Genomic DNA, 16123 nt, shown 5'->3' on the forward strand with positions numbered 1-16123 from the left:
CTTCTTTACAACACCTTAGCTAAATACTGATGGATAAACTGAACGCAGATTGCACCTTCACCTACTCCCGATGCAACACGTTTGACTGAACCATGACGCACATCACCGACGGCAAAGATACCAGGAATATTTGTTTCCAACAAATAAGGGTCACGTTCTAAATTCCAGCCTGGGATGCGTTGTCCATCGCGTTGTAAATCTGGCCCGGTTAAAATAAAACCGCGATCGTCTCGTTGCACCATGCCATCTAACCATTCAGTTCGTGGTGCTGCCCCAATAAAGATAAATAGTGAAGTCGCGGAAAGTGTTTGGATTTCGCCAGTGCGATTATTTTTAATAGTAATTGCTTCTAAACAACTTTCACCTTTGACTTCAATCACACTAGTATATGTTTTTACTGTGATGTTTGGTGTTTCAGCGATTTGGTCTATCAAGTACTGGGACATACTGATACTCAAGGATTCGCCACGAACCAACATCGTCACACGACGGGCGTATTTGGAAAAATACATAGCTGCTTGTCCGGCTGAGTTTGCCCCTCCTACGATATAAACATCTTCATCTTTACAACTCATTGCTTCAGTTTGAGCTGCACCATAATAAACACCCGCACCAGTCAAGCGTTCAATTCCTGGTACATCCAATCGTCGCCACGCCACACCTAACGCCAAAATCAGGGCATGACAACTAATTTCGCTACCGTCAGATAGTTGTAAAAATCGATATGGATGAGCTACGCGAATACCCGTAGCTTCTTGGGGTGTGAGAATTTCCACACCAAAGCGCCTAGCTTGAGTGACGGCACGACGTGCTAAATCGCTACCACTTAAACCTACGGGAAAACCTAAGTAATTTTCAATACGGGAACTTGTTCCCGCCTGTCCACCTGGGGCTTCTCGTTCAATCATCACTGTACGTAGCCCTTCTGATGCACCATACACCGCAGCCGCTAACCCAGCAGGGCCACTACCAATGATCGCTAAGTCATAAAATGGCTTTTCTGCTTGAGTTCGCAGTCCAATTTTCTGGGCAATCTCTAAATTTGTTGGTTGTCTCAATTGTTCGCCATCAGGGAAAATTACTAAAGGCAAGCGTGTTTTATTACAGTTTGCATACTCTGTTAACTGTTCAGCTTCTTTGGAGAATTCGATATCCATCCACTCGTAAGGCACTTGATTTCGTGCCAAAAAATCTTTGACTTGATGGGAATAGGGCGACCAGCGATTACCAATGACACGAATACCTTCAAAGGGTGGGTGAAATGTTGCTTGCCAGTCATCAAGCAAATCATTTAGTACCGGATACAGCCGCTCTTCTGGTGGATTCCACGGCTTCATTAAATAGTAATCGATTTGTGTAGTGTTGATGGCGTCGATAGCTGCATCGGTGTCTGCGTAGGCGGTGAGTAAAGCCCGTTTTGCATCTGGAAAGATTGTTATTGCTTGTTGTAAGAACTCAACCCCAGACATTTGCGGCATTCTTTGATCTACTAAAAACAATGCAACAGGATGGTTGCGGAGTTTGATTTGTTCTAATGTTTCCAAAGCGGTAGCACCAGAGTCAGCGCGCAATATGCGGTAGTTTTCTCCATATTCCTGACGCAGATCCCGCGCCACGGCTTGTAAGACTTCAGGGTCATCGTCAACCGTCAGAATTACAGGTTTAGCCATTGTATGATGCGACCTCCTTGTCATTCGATTTTAGATTTTAGATTTTGGATTTTAGATTTTGGATTTTGGATTTTGGATTTTAGATTTTAGATTTTAGATTTTGGATTTTGGATTTTGGATTTTAGATTTTGGATTTTAGATTTTGGATTTTAGATTTTGGATTTTAGATTTTGGATTTTGGATTTTGGATTAACTCTACAGATTTTTCTGGGAGCTTGTACTATCAAATATTAGGCTAAAAACTCGTATAGACCGATCAGATTTCCGTCTGGATCGCGTAGATAAGCCGTTTTGATGCCATAGTAAGGATTATTCATTGGTGCTGCGGTGAATTTTACACCTTTGTGTCTTAATTGCTGATATTCCTCTTCCAAATCATGAACTGTAAAAATTAATGCTACGGTGTCCTGGCATTCCGCATGGGGTGGCTTGTCAGCATTATGGATGAGTTGGGCCATTTCCTGGCGTCTAAATAGAGATAACCTCATATCTCCAGCTTTAAATTCAGCGTATCCGTCTGCTTCATTTTCTACAGCCACTTCAAATTCCAATAAATCTTTATAGAACAAAAAGCAAGCTTTCCAGTCATTTACCAGTAATCTTGTGTATGCTGAACCTACTTTCATTGATTTTTTACCTCTTGCTACCCTTTGTTTATGGAATGTTGGTACAACCGAAGCATGGTTCTAGTACCTTAATCAGCAATGCCTAAGGCTAATACCAATTCTCTAAAATTCTGCTACACATCAATTTCAGCATCTCCGTATCTTTGCGTCCCTCTACTCTAAGATAAGTTGCGATCGCGTCTACGCAAACGCAGTCGCTGCAAGGGAACACCACGTGCTACTTTAGAATCTACCTGAATGATAATTTATCAAGTCTTTATAAATAACCACGTAACTGTTGTTTGAGTTTCTCCTTTATTCGCGGTGCTACGACTGCATCTGTCCCTTATGCACAAAAGTGCGGACGATGCCTTAACCGACACCGTCCGTTCCTTTAGCGATCAGGGCAGTTTTCCCCTCTAATTTGCCCATATTCTTTCTTGATGTTTTCAGTAGATTAAAATTTACGCAGCTAGCTTTGAAAGTAACGTGTTAGCATGAAACCTGGTTTCAATTAATAGTTTTAAAAGCAAAAGCTCATTGAGGATCGATGTGCCGACGCGGAGCAACACCAGGATTGACGATTTCTGCAACTTCTTCTTCGGACATACTGTTAAGTTGTGTTTGCAGTTCTTCAGCAGTGAATTCGTAGCCACTGTCTTTGCCAATTTTGACACAACCGTGGGTGTCCATTGCGGCTTTGAGTTTTTGTCTTAATGCTTGGTCTTTTTTAGCAGCTGCTAAAAATTCAGTGACACTTGTTTGAGACATAAATGCAAATCTCCTTTAAATTCAGTTTTTGTTGTAGGATTCACGCATAAACTGAGTTAATTGTGACTCTTATAGCTCAGAAACCCAGTTCTATAAATTTGTATGCGTAAGTTTGGTATTATTTGAGATTTTCCAGTAGACATCCACAATATTATTTAGCACTACTGGTCTTGGTATGATTGCAATAACCAAAAGCTCCCACGCTCTAAACGAGAGTACCTTACGCCTTAATCATTATATAAAATAGTGGCTTTCGAGCTGCAAGAACTTCTCCTTACAGGCAGATTTACAACTCAACTGTAGTGGAAAACGTGACAAAGAAACAAAGTTTATGAATCAACAGGTTGTGTATATACAACCTCATATAGATGAAACTCGTTTTCTGCCAAACCCTGCCAATACTCATTTAAGGGTTTGTATTTTGGGTCTTTAAGCAGTTCTTCAAAATCATTAAAACTGCGCCATTGCCCATAATTTACATTATTAACGCCATCGAGTGAACGGTGGAAATTAGCAGAAATAAGTCCGGGATTTTGCAACCCAACCCCTACGTATTCCCTCTCCAATTCCACTAGGCGCATCTGGTTTTCTGGCTGGACTCGGAATTGTGCAAGGTGAATTAAACCGCCTTTGGTAATTTTAAGTGTGGCATCATCGGGTTTGGAAACAACGACTTCGTAAACGTGTGACTCTGGTTTAGAAAAGTTTCCGAGTTTGACTGCATTGGCTTGCACCTGGGAATTGTTGATAAAAGCTTTGTAGTCTTCCAAAGTTTGCCATTGAGCATAATTCATTACCCGCACCCCATCTATACTTTTGTGGATGCTAGATGAGACAAAACCAGGCTGATACTTTACCGTTGTTTCTAGGAATTCAATAATTGTGTCTATCAGTTCCTGCTGACGATCTGGTTCGACGGCAAAGATAATTATTACCGTAATGACATTGTTGTTTTTAGCAATAGTTGGCATTTTGGTATCTCTTAAGAAATAAGGCAGAAGGGAAAGGATTTGACTTGTTGTTTCATTTGTACGTACGGGTGGCGATCACCTGTGGGATGCTCGTAAGAAACGAAGGGTAAGAAGAAAAAATTATACTCTTTCCCCTTCGGCTTCTCCTTCCGCAATAGTTGGTTTTTGAAATACAAATGATAATAAAGGTGGCGCTAAAAATGTTGTCAAAATCACCATCACGATGATGGCAGCATTCAACGAACCAGACAAAACGCCGCTGGTTGAGCCGATACCTGCAAACACTAGTCCTACTTCGCCGCGTGGAATCATACCAACACCAATTGCTAGGCGATTAGTTTTTCCTTGATCAAATACTGTAAAGCCACTGACGACTTTACCCAGAATTGCTACCAGAATCAAGAAGCTAGCGATGATCAGACCTTCACGATTTTCAGGCACAAATGGATTTAAAACAGCAATGTTAGTTTTAGCACTTACAGCCACAAAGAAAATTGGTACGAGTAAATCTGCAATTGGAAGAACTTGATTTTTTAGCGCTCGACACTTCTGTGTTTCCGCTAAAACTAATCCAGCAGTAAAAGCTCCGAGAATTGCTTCTAATCTTATAGCTGTAGCAATATATGATAAAACGAACGCAAAAATTAGGGCAGGAATCAACAGTTGACCACGAGTTTTTAACTCATCCACTATCTTGACAAAATAGGGATTGAAAAGACGACCCAGCAAAATTGCTCCTACCAAGAAAGCTACGGCACTAACAATTAAGTACAGTACATTTGTAACTTCTACTTCTCCAGTTTTGGCTAGACTCGCAACCACGGCCAAGATGATGATGCCAAGCACATCATCTAAAACAGCCGCACCGATGATAATTTGACCTTCTTTGCGATTGAGATATTGTAATTCTGATAGAACTTTGGCAGTAATGCCGATACTAGTTGCAGTTAAGGCTGCACCAGCAAAAATTGCAGGTATGGCAGGCACTCCAAACAAGTACATTAACCCAAAAGTACCAGCAGCGAATGGCGCTGCAACTCCCACTGTTGCCACTATTGCTGAGTGTGGTCCGACTTTAAGTAATTCTTTTAAATCTGATTCCAAGCCAATTTCAAACAAGAGAATGACTACACCTAGTTCTGCTAATACAGAAATGACTTCGCTATTGATTTGAAATATTGTTGATACTCCGTCTATACTTAAACCTGTGGTAGCTATCAAGAATTTGATTAAAACAGAGTTGCCAGTATCACCACCGCCATCAGTAAATACCAGTAGGTGCAAAGCTGATATGCCTACAACTAAACCACCTAAGAGCTGCCCTAAAACTGGTGGCATGTTCAAGCGATCGCAAATTTCACTACCAACTATACTAGCAAGGTATATAACCACTAAACTAATCAGCACTGCTGCCATAATTGAGGTGCTGTCTGATGCTGTCGCGGTTGCTAACAAAGGCATAGTAAGATTAGAAATTGCATTTACTAGTGTCATATGTAACTATGTTTCAACTATTTTGAGCAAAAAAAGACTGGGGACATAGAAGAAAAGGGAGACACCTTCGGAATGAAAAATTAAAAATGAAAAATTAAAAATTCAATCTTCATTTTTAATTAAGCGAAGCGTCTCCCGATTTTCTCTTGTCTCCTCCGTATCTGCTATCGATAAATTTCGGTAGTCACCCGACCATCTTCCTCCAGGTGATGGGGTGGTTGTTGAGGTGGACGACGTTTGAGAAAGCGATCGCGAAGATTTCCAATCACTATATATAATATTGGCACTATAAACAAACTCAGGAACGTAGCAACAAGCATCCCACCAAACACCGCAGTCCCGAGAGATTGACGGCTACCAGCACCTGCGCCTGTGGCAATTGCTAAGGGGAAAATCCCCAATAGTGTGGAGAGTGCTGTCATCAAAATCGGTCGCAAACGTTCCTGTGCGGCTTGCACTGCGGCTTTGGTAATTGGCATACCTTGCTCGTGCAGTTGGTTAGCAAACTCCACAATTAAAATGGCGTTCTTACTTGCCAAACCAATCAACATCACCAAACCAACTTGGCAAAAGATGTCGTTGTCTAGACCCCGCAGTGATTGTGCTGACAGCGCTCCAAAGATAGCAAGGGGAACCGATAGCAGAATAATTAACGGGTCAACATAGTTTTCGTATTGAGCAGCTAATACCAAGAAAACAAAGACGAGTCCCAAACCAAAAATGATTGGTGCTTGACCACCGGATGTTTTTTCCTCCAGGGCTATCCCCGACCATTCGTAACCAAAACTCGTTGGTAAAACTTGTTGGGCGACGTTCTCCATTGCTTGGATTGCTTGACCAGAGCTTTTACCAGGAGCTGCTGAACCGTTGATTTCAATTGAGCGGAATAAGTTGTAATGATTGATGGTTTGCGCTCCAGTAGTAGGGGTGAGTTTGACCAGATCACTTAAGGGAATCATTTGATCGTTGGCAGAGCGGACGTATAATTTCCCGATATCCTCCGGATTGGAGCGAAACTGAGCATCTGCTTGCACGTATACTCGGTAAGTCCGTCGTTCAAAATTAAAGTCGTTGACGTAGCGCGAACCCAGGTAATTCTGGAGAGTATTAAATACTTCATCAACGTCTACTTGTAGGGCTTTAGCACGACTACGGTCTACTTCAATTAATATTTGTGGTGTATTCGCAGCAAAAGTAGTGTATACAGGCTTTTGCAAGTCTGGTTCCTGATTTGCCCGCTCCAGTAACTGACCCATAACTTGCAGCATGGTTGCTAAGTCATTGTTACCTGCTCTGTCTTGTAGCTGAAATTGGAAACCGCTAAAACTACCTAAACCCCGAATGGTGGGAGGATTCACAGGTAAGACTCTGGCTTCAGTGATTCCTGAGAGCTTACCCATTAAACTACCAATGATTTGCTGCGCTGACTGACTACGTTCATGCCAAGGTTTGAGGGTTGTAAAAATTACACCATTATTAGCAGTGCTACCGCTAAAACTAAATCCACCAACAGCAAAAGTACCTGTGACTTCCGGCAATTTCAGAATTTCTTCTTCTGCTTGTTGCATCACTTTGCTGGTGTAGTTAAGAGAAACTCCTTCTGGCCCTTGCACAATTGTAATAAAGTAACCTTGGTCTTCGTCAGGAAGAAATGATGTTGGCACTGAGGTATACAACCAAGCAGTTAATCCCAAGGAGAGGATAAACAGCCCAATTACAATTGCTTTGATCCTTACTAGGCGATTAAGTGACCACTCGTATCCTCTTCGCATCGAGTTTTGGAACGAGTTAAATTTACCAAACACCCAGCCTAAAAAACCGCGCTGTCTAGGTCTGCGGCGCAGTAGCAAGCCAGATAGAGAAGGTGTGAGGGTAACGGCAAGAAAAGTAGAGATGGCGATCGAAAAGGCGATGGTTAAAGCAAATTGTTTATATATCTGTCCGGTGGCTCCTGGGAAAAAAGCAACAGGGACGAATACAGCCATCAGCACCAATGAGGTCGCAATGACAGCCCCAAATAGTTCATGCATAGCCGCAGAAGCTGCCTGACGCGGCGTCATGCCTTCTTGCTGAATCAAACGCGAAATATCTTCGACGACAACGATCGCATCATCGACGACCATCCCTGTTGCTAGGGTTAGACCAAACAAAGTTAAAGTGTTGATGGAAAAATTGAAGGCTTTAACAAAGGCAAATGTACCAATTAAAGCCAAGGGAATGGTGATAATGGGAATTAAGGTGGTGCGCCAATCCTGCAAGAAAATAAAGATTACCAGGATGACGAGAGCGATCGCCAGCAACAAAGTGAACAACACTTCTGAGAGTGAGGCTTCCACAAAACTGGTTGTATCAAAGGCAACTTGATACTCCATTCCTGGTGGAAATTTTTCAGCTAGTACTGCCATCTCGGCTTTGACTGCTTTGGCAACGTCCAGCACATTACTCCCTGGAGTGGTAAATATACCAATTCCCACACCCTCTTGACCTCGAAATCGCAAGAAAGTACTGTAATTTTCTGCTCCTAGTTCTGCCCGTCCTACGTCTTTGAGCTTAATGAGAGATCCATCTTGACTCGTTTTAATTACTATGTCCTCAAATTCAGATGCATCCGTTAGTCTACTGATAGCACGTAAATCTATTTGATACATTTGTCCCGGAGGAGATGGTTGCTGACCAATTTGTCCGGCACCCACTTGCAGGTTTTGTTCATTCAGGGCATCAATTACATCTTGAGCAGTGAGGTTGCGGCTTGCAAGGCGATTGGGATCAAGCCAAAGACGCATTGCATAGCGGCGTTCACCAAAAATTCTTGCCTCGCTTACACCCTTGACTCTTTTTAGGGCATCTGATATGTAAAGGTCGGCGTAATTGCTTAAAAATACAGTGTCGTACTCTCCTTTCTCACTGTATAAGCCCATCGCTAACACAATGTTATTAGATTGCTTACTAACAGTGACTCCTGTTTGCGTAACTGGTTCGGGCAGTTGTGGTTCAGCTAAAGATACACGATTCTGCACATCAACGGCAGCAATATCTGCATCCCGCGATGCATCAAATGTGACTGTAATCGTACTAGTACCATTGTTACTGCTACTAGAAGTCATGTATTTCATGCCTTCAACACCGTTAATCTGCCGTTCTAAGATTGTCGTAACGGTGTTTTCTACTACTTCCGCACTAGCACCAACATAGTTAGCAGTAACTTGGATTTGAGTAGGACTAATTTCTGGATACTGCTCTGTCGGTAAAGTAGGAATGCTAATAGCCCCTACTATCAAAATGATGATAGCGCAGACACTGGTAAAAACAGGTCGCCTGATAAAGAAGTCAACAAACATAGGTTCAGGGATTGGGGATCGGGGAGTATGTTTCAGTTATCAGTTATCAGCGATCAAATTCCATTGATCACTGCTGCTGATACTGTAGCCTGCGGCAAGCCGCTACGCGTCTACACTGATTTATAACCACTAACTACTAACAACCAACAACCAACAAATAACCAATTCTTATTGAGATTCTGGTGTTATGGGGACTCCATCTTTAAGGTTGAGTAATCCTGAAACAATAATTCTTTCTCCTGGTTCTAATCCTTCCAATACTTGATAGTTATTACCCTTGATATTGCCTAATTCAACACGCTTTTGTTTAGCTACTAGTTGGGTTTTACCTTCGGGTGATTTTTGTGTTTGCTCTACAAAGACAAAGTTTTGCCCAGCTATACGAGCCACTGCTGTGGTAGGGATAACTACTCCTGAACGTTGGCTAAATATGACTCTGGCTCGAACATATTCATCGGCTCTAAGTAGATTTTTTTCATTGTCATATAGTGCTTTAATTTGGATCATCCGATTTTCATTCGCTTTAGGAGAGATAAAAAATACACGACTAGTACCAATAGTCCGACCTTGTGCATCAATAAGTTCTACTGGCGTTCCATTACGCAATTGAGATGCACGTTCAACTGGTACAGATATGTTAATTTCTAATGGTCGATTTTGAGTAACAGTAGCTAATTGTGTGGACGTATTGACAAAATCACCTACTTTTACAGGGATATTACCGACTGTACCAGCGAAGGGGGCTGTGACTCTGTAGTACTGGAGTTGGACTTTTTGTTGGTTGGTATTAGCTAAAGCTTGCTGTAAAGATTTTTCGGCTTCGGCTACTGCGGCTTGTTGCGCTTTAATTTTGGATTCGTTGGCGTTGAAGGCGGCTTTTGCTACAGCAAGTTGATTTGCATACTGTTCTTTGGTTAGTTGAGATACTGCTCCTTCACTTGCAAGAGCAGCGTAACGATTGTACTCCTGCTGTCTTAATTGGACATCCGCAAGAAAAGATTGCCTGTCTGCTTCTAAGGATCTCAGGGTAGCTTTAGCATTTTCCACTTGCGATCGCGCCGCTTGTGCAGCAGCGTTGACACTGCTAACTGCTGCTTGTTGCTCTCTTGCGTCTACTTGAATAATGGGGTCTCCATTTTTTACTGGATCTCCGGCTCTCACAAATATTTGAGTAACTTGACCTTGAATTCTTGGTTGCAAAGCCACTGAGCGGCGCGATTCAATATTGGCAATATATTCTGCACTGTCTTCTATTGTGCCTGATTTGACGGTAGATACTTTCACCGCTACTGCTGGGGGCTGAGCATTCATATTTGCAGGTGTTTTATTTTGGGAAGTAAACACACGCCAAACAGCAATGCCTCCTCCTGTCAATGCTAGCAGGGTCAACAATAACCAAAGCCACCGGCGTTGTTTGCGAGGTGGCTGCTTTTCTATCTGTGGAGGATTATTTTCAATTTCGGTATGAGGCTGCGGAGGTGTCATAATTAGCAGAGACTATAAACAAATTAACGATGTGTAAAACAGGAATATACTTAAGTGATATTGAAATTACTGGTTTTTTTGGATGAATAATGTATCAATCCATCAATATATATGTTTTATACTTGAAATTTAATCTACCAAAAGGTAAATAAACATACTTATTTTAAAAATAAAATGATCTACTTGTCTTTCCTATTCTTGCGAAAAATGTTCTAATCTTGCTATTGTGTAAATGGCTTTTACTTAGTAATTAAAAGTAAAAGCTCTAACTTATTAGGAATAAGTCAGTTTTTAGTCTTTGACAAGATGGGTAATGTATGATGACTACTTATCTCAATTTATTTATTTTTTTATGGTGTGGAATTAAACAATTACACCAAACAAACTGTAAAGCCTTTGCCTGCTAAATTACATCCCTTGTCTACTGGGAAGGAAATTAAGGAAGAGGTAGGTTTTATATTTTAGATATTGTAGATTATTTATTTTGTCATCTATCGAAAGAATAAAAAAGCAAGCATTCTGATTTTTTATAAAAGCTAACTGTATAATTACCGGATATATTAGATAAAAAATCCGCTTTGCGTTTACAAATTTTTCGCAAAATCTAAAATCCAAAAAAGTTTGTCCTAGTTAATTGCTATTCAAAATAGCCTGTAAATTTCCAATGGTTTTGTGAATGCGATCGCTTTGATACAAGCGGTCAAAAAATTGATATTACTTATTTCCCAACAAATGTAAAGGTATTTACCACTTGCTCAAATACCTTTTTATAGATAGCGTCATTATTCCCGTAGTTAATTTTAGCGAATTGAATGACGATAATATCAGTACTTCTTGGGCTGGGAAAAACAATGTTTTCATTTTCGTATAAACCACTCGATTGGAAAGCAATGGCATTTTTTCCTGCAATTTTTGTATTTTTAAAATCGCGAGTTATGCCAAACTGATTGCTTTGTTGTACCCATTTGTGTAATGGTAATTTTTGAGGATTTCTATATACTCTCACACTGACATTAGTTGGGTATTCTGTTCCACCTTCGTATGCACCAGAGCGAATTTTTTTGGCGTGTTGCTGAGTCCAAATATCAATTGTAGTTAAGAGATTATCCTTACTAGAGGGTTTATTTGTTTTCTCATCCACCACAAAATCTTTAGGAGAGTAGCTAAATTGAAAACCATAGCGATCGCTCTGGTAGATAGCTTGTTGAGAGACAATTTTGGTAGCAGGAAGAGGAGTTTCTGAGGAAGTGACTTTTGGTAGAGATTGAGATTGACAGGCAATCGTTGTTGTTATTATCAAACCCAACACCACTGGATGCAAAACCCATTTTTTCAGGCGCTGATAGTGAGCAATCATCTTGAACATTTCAACTAAAATGTATGAATATATTGCTTAAATAGATTGAAAATTTGCAATGCCAGTTCCATAAATTTAAATTTGTTTATGCTTGGTTGTGTGTGGCGATCAATGGGGTAGGTGCAAGACTTCCATGAGCAAAGTTCATAATAAAGTTAGGAAAGTTTCTTTTACACATAGCTGCCCTCTGCCTTTCTTCGACACTAATTATTCATATCTTTGCTCAACAATACCAACTAGGGACTGTAAATCAAATTTTTCGTCTTCACCACTCAAGCAAATTCCCGCACTCATTACAGTTAAATCTGTTTTGGATATGGCGCTAGTGTGACGTTCGCCGTCAGCAGTTGTCCACTCGACAACCCAATGGTCTTGACGATCCAGAAACTCGTGTAGTTCTCCCCCACCCATTTGCAAAGCTTGCTGTAAAACCTTTTCATCCCGTCTTTGTTGCTGTAAAGCAGTAAATTCTTTGGCTTGTTGGGCAACAATCTCGTATACTGTCCGCATTTCTGGGGTAATGCCAGGGAAGTGGAGATTTTCTGGTGGTGTGACTTGTTTGAGGTGTTCTCGCAGTTTTTCAGTAATTAACGGATCGGCACGACGATCGCATTCATCAAACCACCAAGCAGCGCCATCAGTGCGGGCGATAATTGTTTCAAATTTGGCTCCTTCTGTTACTAAATTTACTGCTACTGGTTGACAATATCCGCAGCGTTGGCGCATATCTGCTTCATTGACTGGGTATGCTAACCAAGTTTGCGATCGCAACGGGTGGGCGAGTCGTAAACGCAGTGGTTTGAGAAGTTGCAGATATTGAGCAATTTGGGGTAAGTTAGGTTCTTCGACTACCGCCGCGATTTTCTCATCTACTGGCTGAAAAATGCCCCAACCTTCAAAATTACGGGGTTTAGGGGTGAATGTATAAATTATTCCTACTACTCTAGTTCGTACCTTGCCACCACGTACACATGGCGCAATAAACTGGGTGGCAGGTAAGTTGTTTTCCTCGGCTGCGAGTTGGTTAATTAGCTTGCGGATGTTGGTCATATTTTAGGAGAAGGAAGGGGGATGGGGAGGTGGGGAACTCACCGGCCTCTGGTGGGGATTAGTGGCAGTGGGGAGTGTGTAGACGCGCTCATAGGCTTCCCGCAGGTGGGGTATGAGGGGTAAGTATTAAACAACTACTAACTTCTAATGTACAGACGCGAGGAACATCGCGTCTCTACCCGCTAACCACTAACTACTAACAATTGACTATTGACAAAGTTCAAATCTAGCTTGGAAGAAACGTAGATATTTTGGTTCATAAACCATTTTGAGTCCACTAAGGCGATCGCGATTGTAATAAACTTCTTCAACAGTTTCTGCGGTTAGATCCATGTGTGCTTGGGTGTAGACACGCCGTGGAATAGTTAGGCGCACTAATTCTAATTCTGGATAATAATTTTCACCAGTTTGTTTGTCACGCCCAGCCGAGACTATACCACGTTCCATTGCTCGGATACCTGCTTCAACATATAACTCTGCTGCTAAACGTTGGGCAGGAAATTGTTCTTGGGGAATGTGCGGTAAGAAGCGTTTGGCATCCAAATAGACTGCATGACCACCAATGGGTACAACGATGGGAATATTCCAGTTTAGTAACTTTTGACCAAGATACTCAACCTGTCCCACCCGCGCATGAATATGATCATCTCGGACTGACTCTTCGATACCCCGTGCCATAGCTTCCATATCCCGCCCTGCCATCCCACCATAGGTATGCAGACCTTCATAAATTACTACTATATTACGTGCTTCTTCGTAGAGGTCAAAGTCGTTGAGAGCCAGCCAACCACCAATGTTAACGAGGGCATCTTTCTTGCCACTCATTGTGCAACCATCAGTGTAGGAGCAGAATTCTCGTAGGATAGAAGCAATAGACTTGTGTTGATAGCCTGCTTCCCGTTGTTGAATAAAGTAGGCGTTTTCCACTGCACGGGTAGCGTCAAGGATAATTCTGATACCATGTCCTTGCGTTATTTCCCGGATACTGCGCAAGTTTGCCATTGAAATTGGCTGTCCACCTGCCATATTCACAGTTCCGGCGATGCTGATGTACGGGATATGTTCTGCACCGACTCGCTGAATTAAATCTATCAGCTTTTGCAAATCTACATTGCCTTTAAAAGGATGTAAAGATGTGGCGTCGTGGGCTTCATCAATGATCACATCTACAAACGTACCGCCTGCTAATTCTTGATGCAATCGAGTAGTGGTGAAATACATATTACCGGGTATGTAATCACCTGCTTTAATCAGCATTTGGGATAGAATGTGTTCTGCACCACGTCCTTGGTGTGTAGGTAGGATATAGCGATAGCCATAATACTTTTGAACTGCTGCTTCTAAATTATAGAAATTTTTGCTACCTGCGTAGGCTTCGTCTCCTAGCATCATACCAGCCCACTGATAGTCACTCATGGCAGAAGTGCCACTATCAGTGAGCAAGTCAATGTAAACATCGTTGGAACGTAGCAAAAAAGTATTATAACCAGCTTGAGCGATCGCTTGTTCGCGTTCGGCGCGAGTAGTAATTTTTAGTGGTTCAACTACTTTAATTTTATATGGCTCTGCCCAAGAATGACGACGGGGGCGTGGCTGTGTAACATCTGCCATATATTTATTCCTCCTGAATTTTTGGCGCGCACCATTGACCGATAGGTTCAATTTTTGCCTGTTGCATTAACTCTAAAATTTGTGCTTCCTGACATTGATAATTATTTGCTAATAATTGCATTGCTTGAGTTTTGGCATCATCAGCAGAGACACCCAATGTCATAATTTCTTCATCTTGATTACCTGTTATTTTCTCAATAGCAACAACACAAACATATTGCGGTTCATTGGCTCTAATTTCCTGTACCATTGCTTACCTCTTTTATTAATCTTGATAGGAATGCTCAAAACGAATTTTAAATTGATCAAATATCCCTGCCAAACCAAGAGATAACAAAAAAGCTATCAAGGCTATTATTTTGTGAGATCCATATCCATCTATGGCTATTGCAAGGGTAGCAATACCAACAGCACAACTAATTGCAGCCTGTCTTAACCGAGTTGTAATCTGATAAGCTTGATGGCAAGAACTACAAATTTGAGTATGTCTGAAAAATCTATCTTGCAGCCGGAAATCATTTGTATATCTTGTTTGTTCTGGATATTTACTAGTAGCATAACCTTGATAAAAAGGTAAGCCATCACCAATTTGATCCAGCCATTTGCGATATGCAATCACAAGTGGATCAGTTGTTTTCAGAGGTAAGTAAATTTCTTTGAGGCTTTTTCCTAACTGCTCAATTAGTTGTTGTTGTCTAGCAATCACATAAAAATCCTGTTCCAATATTTTGTTCCATTTAAAGTGTTGGAACCAACGCGGCTGGAATTGGAGTGTGAAAGGCAAAAAATTACGATAACCTCTAAACAATAGACGGCATCGACCCTGACCTAGAGGCACTCCATAAGAAACTAGTCCTACACACCAACCCCGTTTTCCCAAATTAATGATGTTATGAACTAGGTTAGGAGCAACAAATTCAACATCGTGCCAAACCTGATTAGGTTTTTGTGTTCCTCGCCACTTAGCACGAATTCCTCTAAGGGAATTTTCGATGATTTCTATTTCCAACGGTTGGGCATCTTTACGATTACCCTGGCTACCATGATGGATGATAGAAACATGAGCCGGATCTAAAACATTCTCTATTAAATAAGTTTGGTCATGAGGTAAATCCACCATATAATCTGTATGGATGTATCCTGGTTTATCTAAGACTGGAACGATAGGGATATGTTCAATCTCCGCAGCTTCGGGTTTACCAGGCCAAAGCCAGATTATGCCTTGTCGTTCTACAGTCACAAATGATTGGACGCAAGCTTTGGTTGGTATCTTGGCATCTGCTGGTAACTGAGGGATAAAAAGGCATTTGCCATCTCCGCCATACTGCCAACCGTGGTACAAACATTCAATCTTACCGTCAGTGACTCTACCATCAGAAAGTTTGGCAGCCCGATGAGCGCAGCAGTCTTGCAAACAGGAGAAATTTCCCTGTTGGTCTTTGAATAATACCAGTGGTTCGTCGTAGAGAGAAAAACCGTAAGGATGATTTACTGGTATATCTTGTACAAATGCTACAGGATACCAAAAGTTTCTCCAATTAAACTTTTGGTTGTCATCAGCTAAAGCTGAAGTCAGTAATTCGTCATGAGTAAACATAATTTTGTGTGATTTTTAGTTAGTGGTTAGGAATCAGTGTAGACGCGTAGCGGCTTGCCGCAGGCTACAGTTAACAGTGACTAATAAAATTTGATAACTGATAACTGATAACTGAACTACACCCCACCCTTACAGGAAGCCACTTGCGTGTCTACACACTCCCCATCACTCTAC

General features: G+C 41.4%; 12 protein-coding genes. All 12 read right to left on the bottom strand.

Translation table 11 applies throughout. The features are described from left to right. Positions 1-5 precede the first annotated feature (5 nt). The 12 genes from RS893_RS05645 to RS893_RS05700 all read right to left on the bottom strand — a co-directional run bounded on the left by RS893_RS05645 (position 6) and on the right by RS893_RS05700 (position 15949). On the bottom strand, positions 6-1670 hold the full coding sequence (locus tag RS893_RS05645; RefSeq protein ID WP_315790263.1) for an FAD-dependent oxidoreductase: 1665 nt from the start codon (positions 1668-1670) through the stop codon (positions 6-8). Positions 1671-1900: 230 nt separating this feature from the next. After that, positions 1901-2296, bottom strand: a complete 396-nt coding sequence (locus tag RS893_RS05650) for a VOC family protein (protein ID WP_315790264.1) — start codon at positions 2294-2296, stop codon at positions 1901-1903. Positions 2297-2812: 516 nt separating this feature from the next. Beyond that, positions 2813-3046 (bottom strand): Nif11-like leader peptide family natural product precursor, encoded by a 234-nt coding sequence (locus tag RS893_RS05655; protein WP_315790265.1) that lies wholly within the window; start codon positions 3044-3046, stop codon positions 2813-2815. Between the two features lie 329 nt (positions 3047-3375). After that, entirely contained in the window at positions 3376-4017 is a 642-nt protein-coding gene (locus tag RS893_RS05660) for an antibiotic biosynthesis monooxygenase (RefSeq protein ID WP_315790266.1), read from the bottom strand. Positions 4018-4137: 120 nt separating this feature from the next. Then, positions 4138-5511 carry a cation:proton antiporter gene (locus RS893_RS05665; protein WP_315790267.1) on the bottom strand — a complete coding sequence of 458 codons (1374 nt, stop codon included), beginning with the start codon at positions 5509-5511 and terminating at the stop codon, positions 4138-4140. A gap of 164 nt (positions 5512-5675) precedes the next feature. Continuing rightward, the gene (locus RS893_RS05670) at positions 5676-8849 is read right to left on the bottom strand and encodes an efflux RND transporter permease subunit (RefSeq protein WP_315790268.1); all 3174 of its coding nucleotides are present in this window, start codon (positions 8847-8849) and stop codon (positions 5676-5678) included. A 168-nt stretch (positions 8850-9017) separates the two neighbouring features. Next, positions 9018-10334, bottom strand: coding sequence for an efflux RND transporter periplasmic adaptor subunit (locus tag RS893_RS05675; protein WP_315790269.1), 1317 nt, complete (start codon positions 10332-10334; stop codon positions 9018-9020). 718 nt (positions 10335-11052) lie between these two features. Then, on the bottom strand, positions 11053-11691 hold the full coding sequence (locus RS893_RS05680) for a hypothetical protein (RefSeq protein ID WP_315790270.1): 639 nt from the start codon (positions 11689-11691) through the stop codon (positions 11053-11055). Positions 11692-11898: 207 nt separating this feature from the next. Then, complete coding sequence (locus RS893_RS05685) at positions 11899-12741, bottom strand: hypothetical protein (protein ID WP_315790271.1); 843 nt, start codon at positions 12739-12741, stop codon at positions 11899-11901. Positions 12742-12948: 207 nt separating this feature from the next. Continuing rightward, a complete protein-coding gene (locus RS893_RS05690) occupies positions 12949-14352 on the bottom strand; it encodes a tyrosine phenol-lyase (RefSeq protein ID WP_315790272.1) in 1404 nt (467 codons plus the stop codon). Positions 14353-14356: 4 nt separating this feature from the next. After that, positions 14357-14602 (bottom strand): hypothetical protein, encoded by a 246-nt coding sequence (locus RS893_RS05695; RefSeq protein ID WP_315790273.1) that lies wholly within the window; start codon positions 14600-14602, stop codon positions 14357-14359. Between the two features lie 15 nt (positions 14603-14617). Then, entirely contained in the window at positions 14618-15949 is a 1332-nt protein-coding gene (locus tag RS893_RS05700) for a Rieske 2Fe-2S domain-containing protein (protein ID WP_315790274.1), read from the bottom strand. Positions 15950-16123 lie beyond the last annotated feature (174 nt).

Origin of the sequence: Fischerella sp. JS2 (assembly GCF_032393985.1) — a bacterium.
GTDB lineage: Bacteria > Cyanobacteriota > Cyanobacteriia > Cyanobacteriales > Nostocaceae > Fischerella.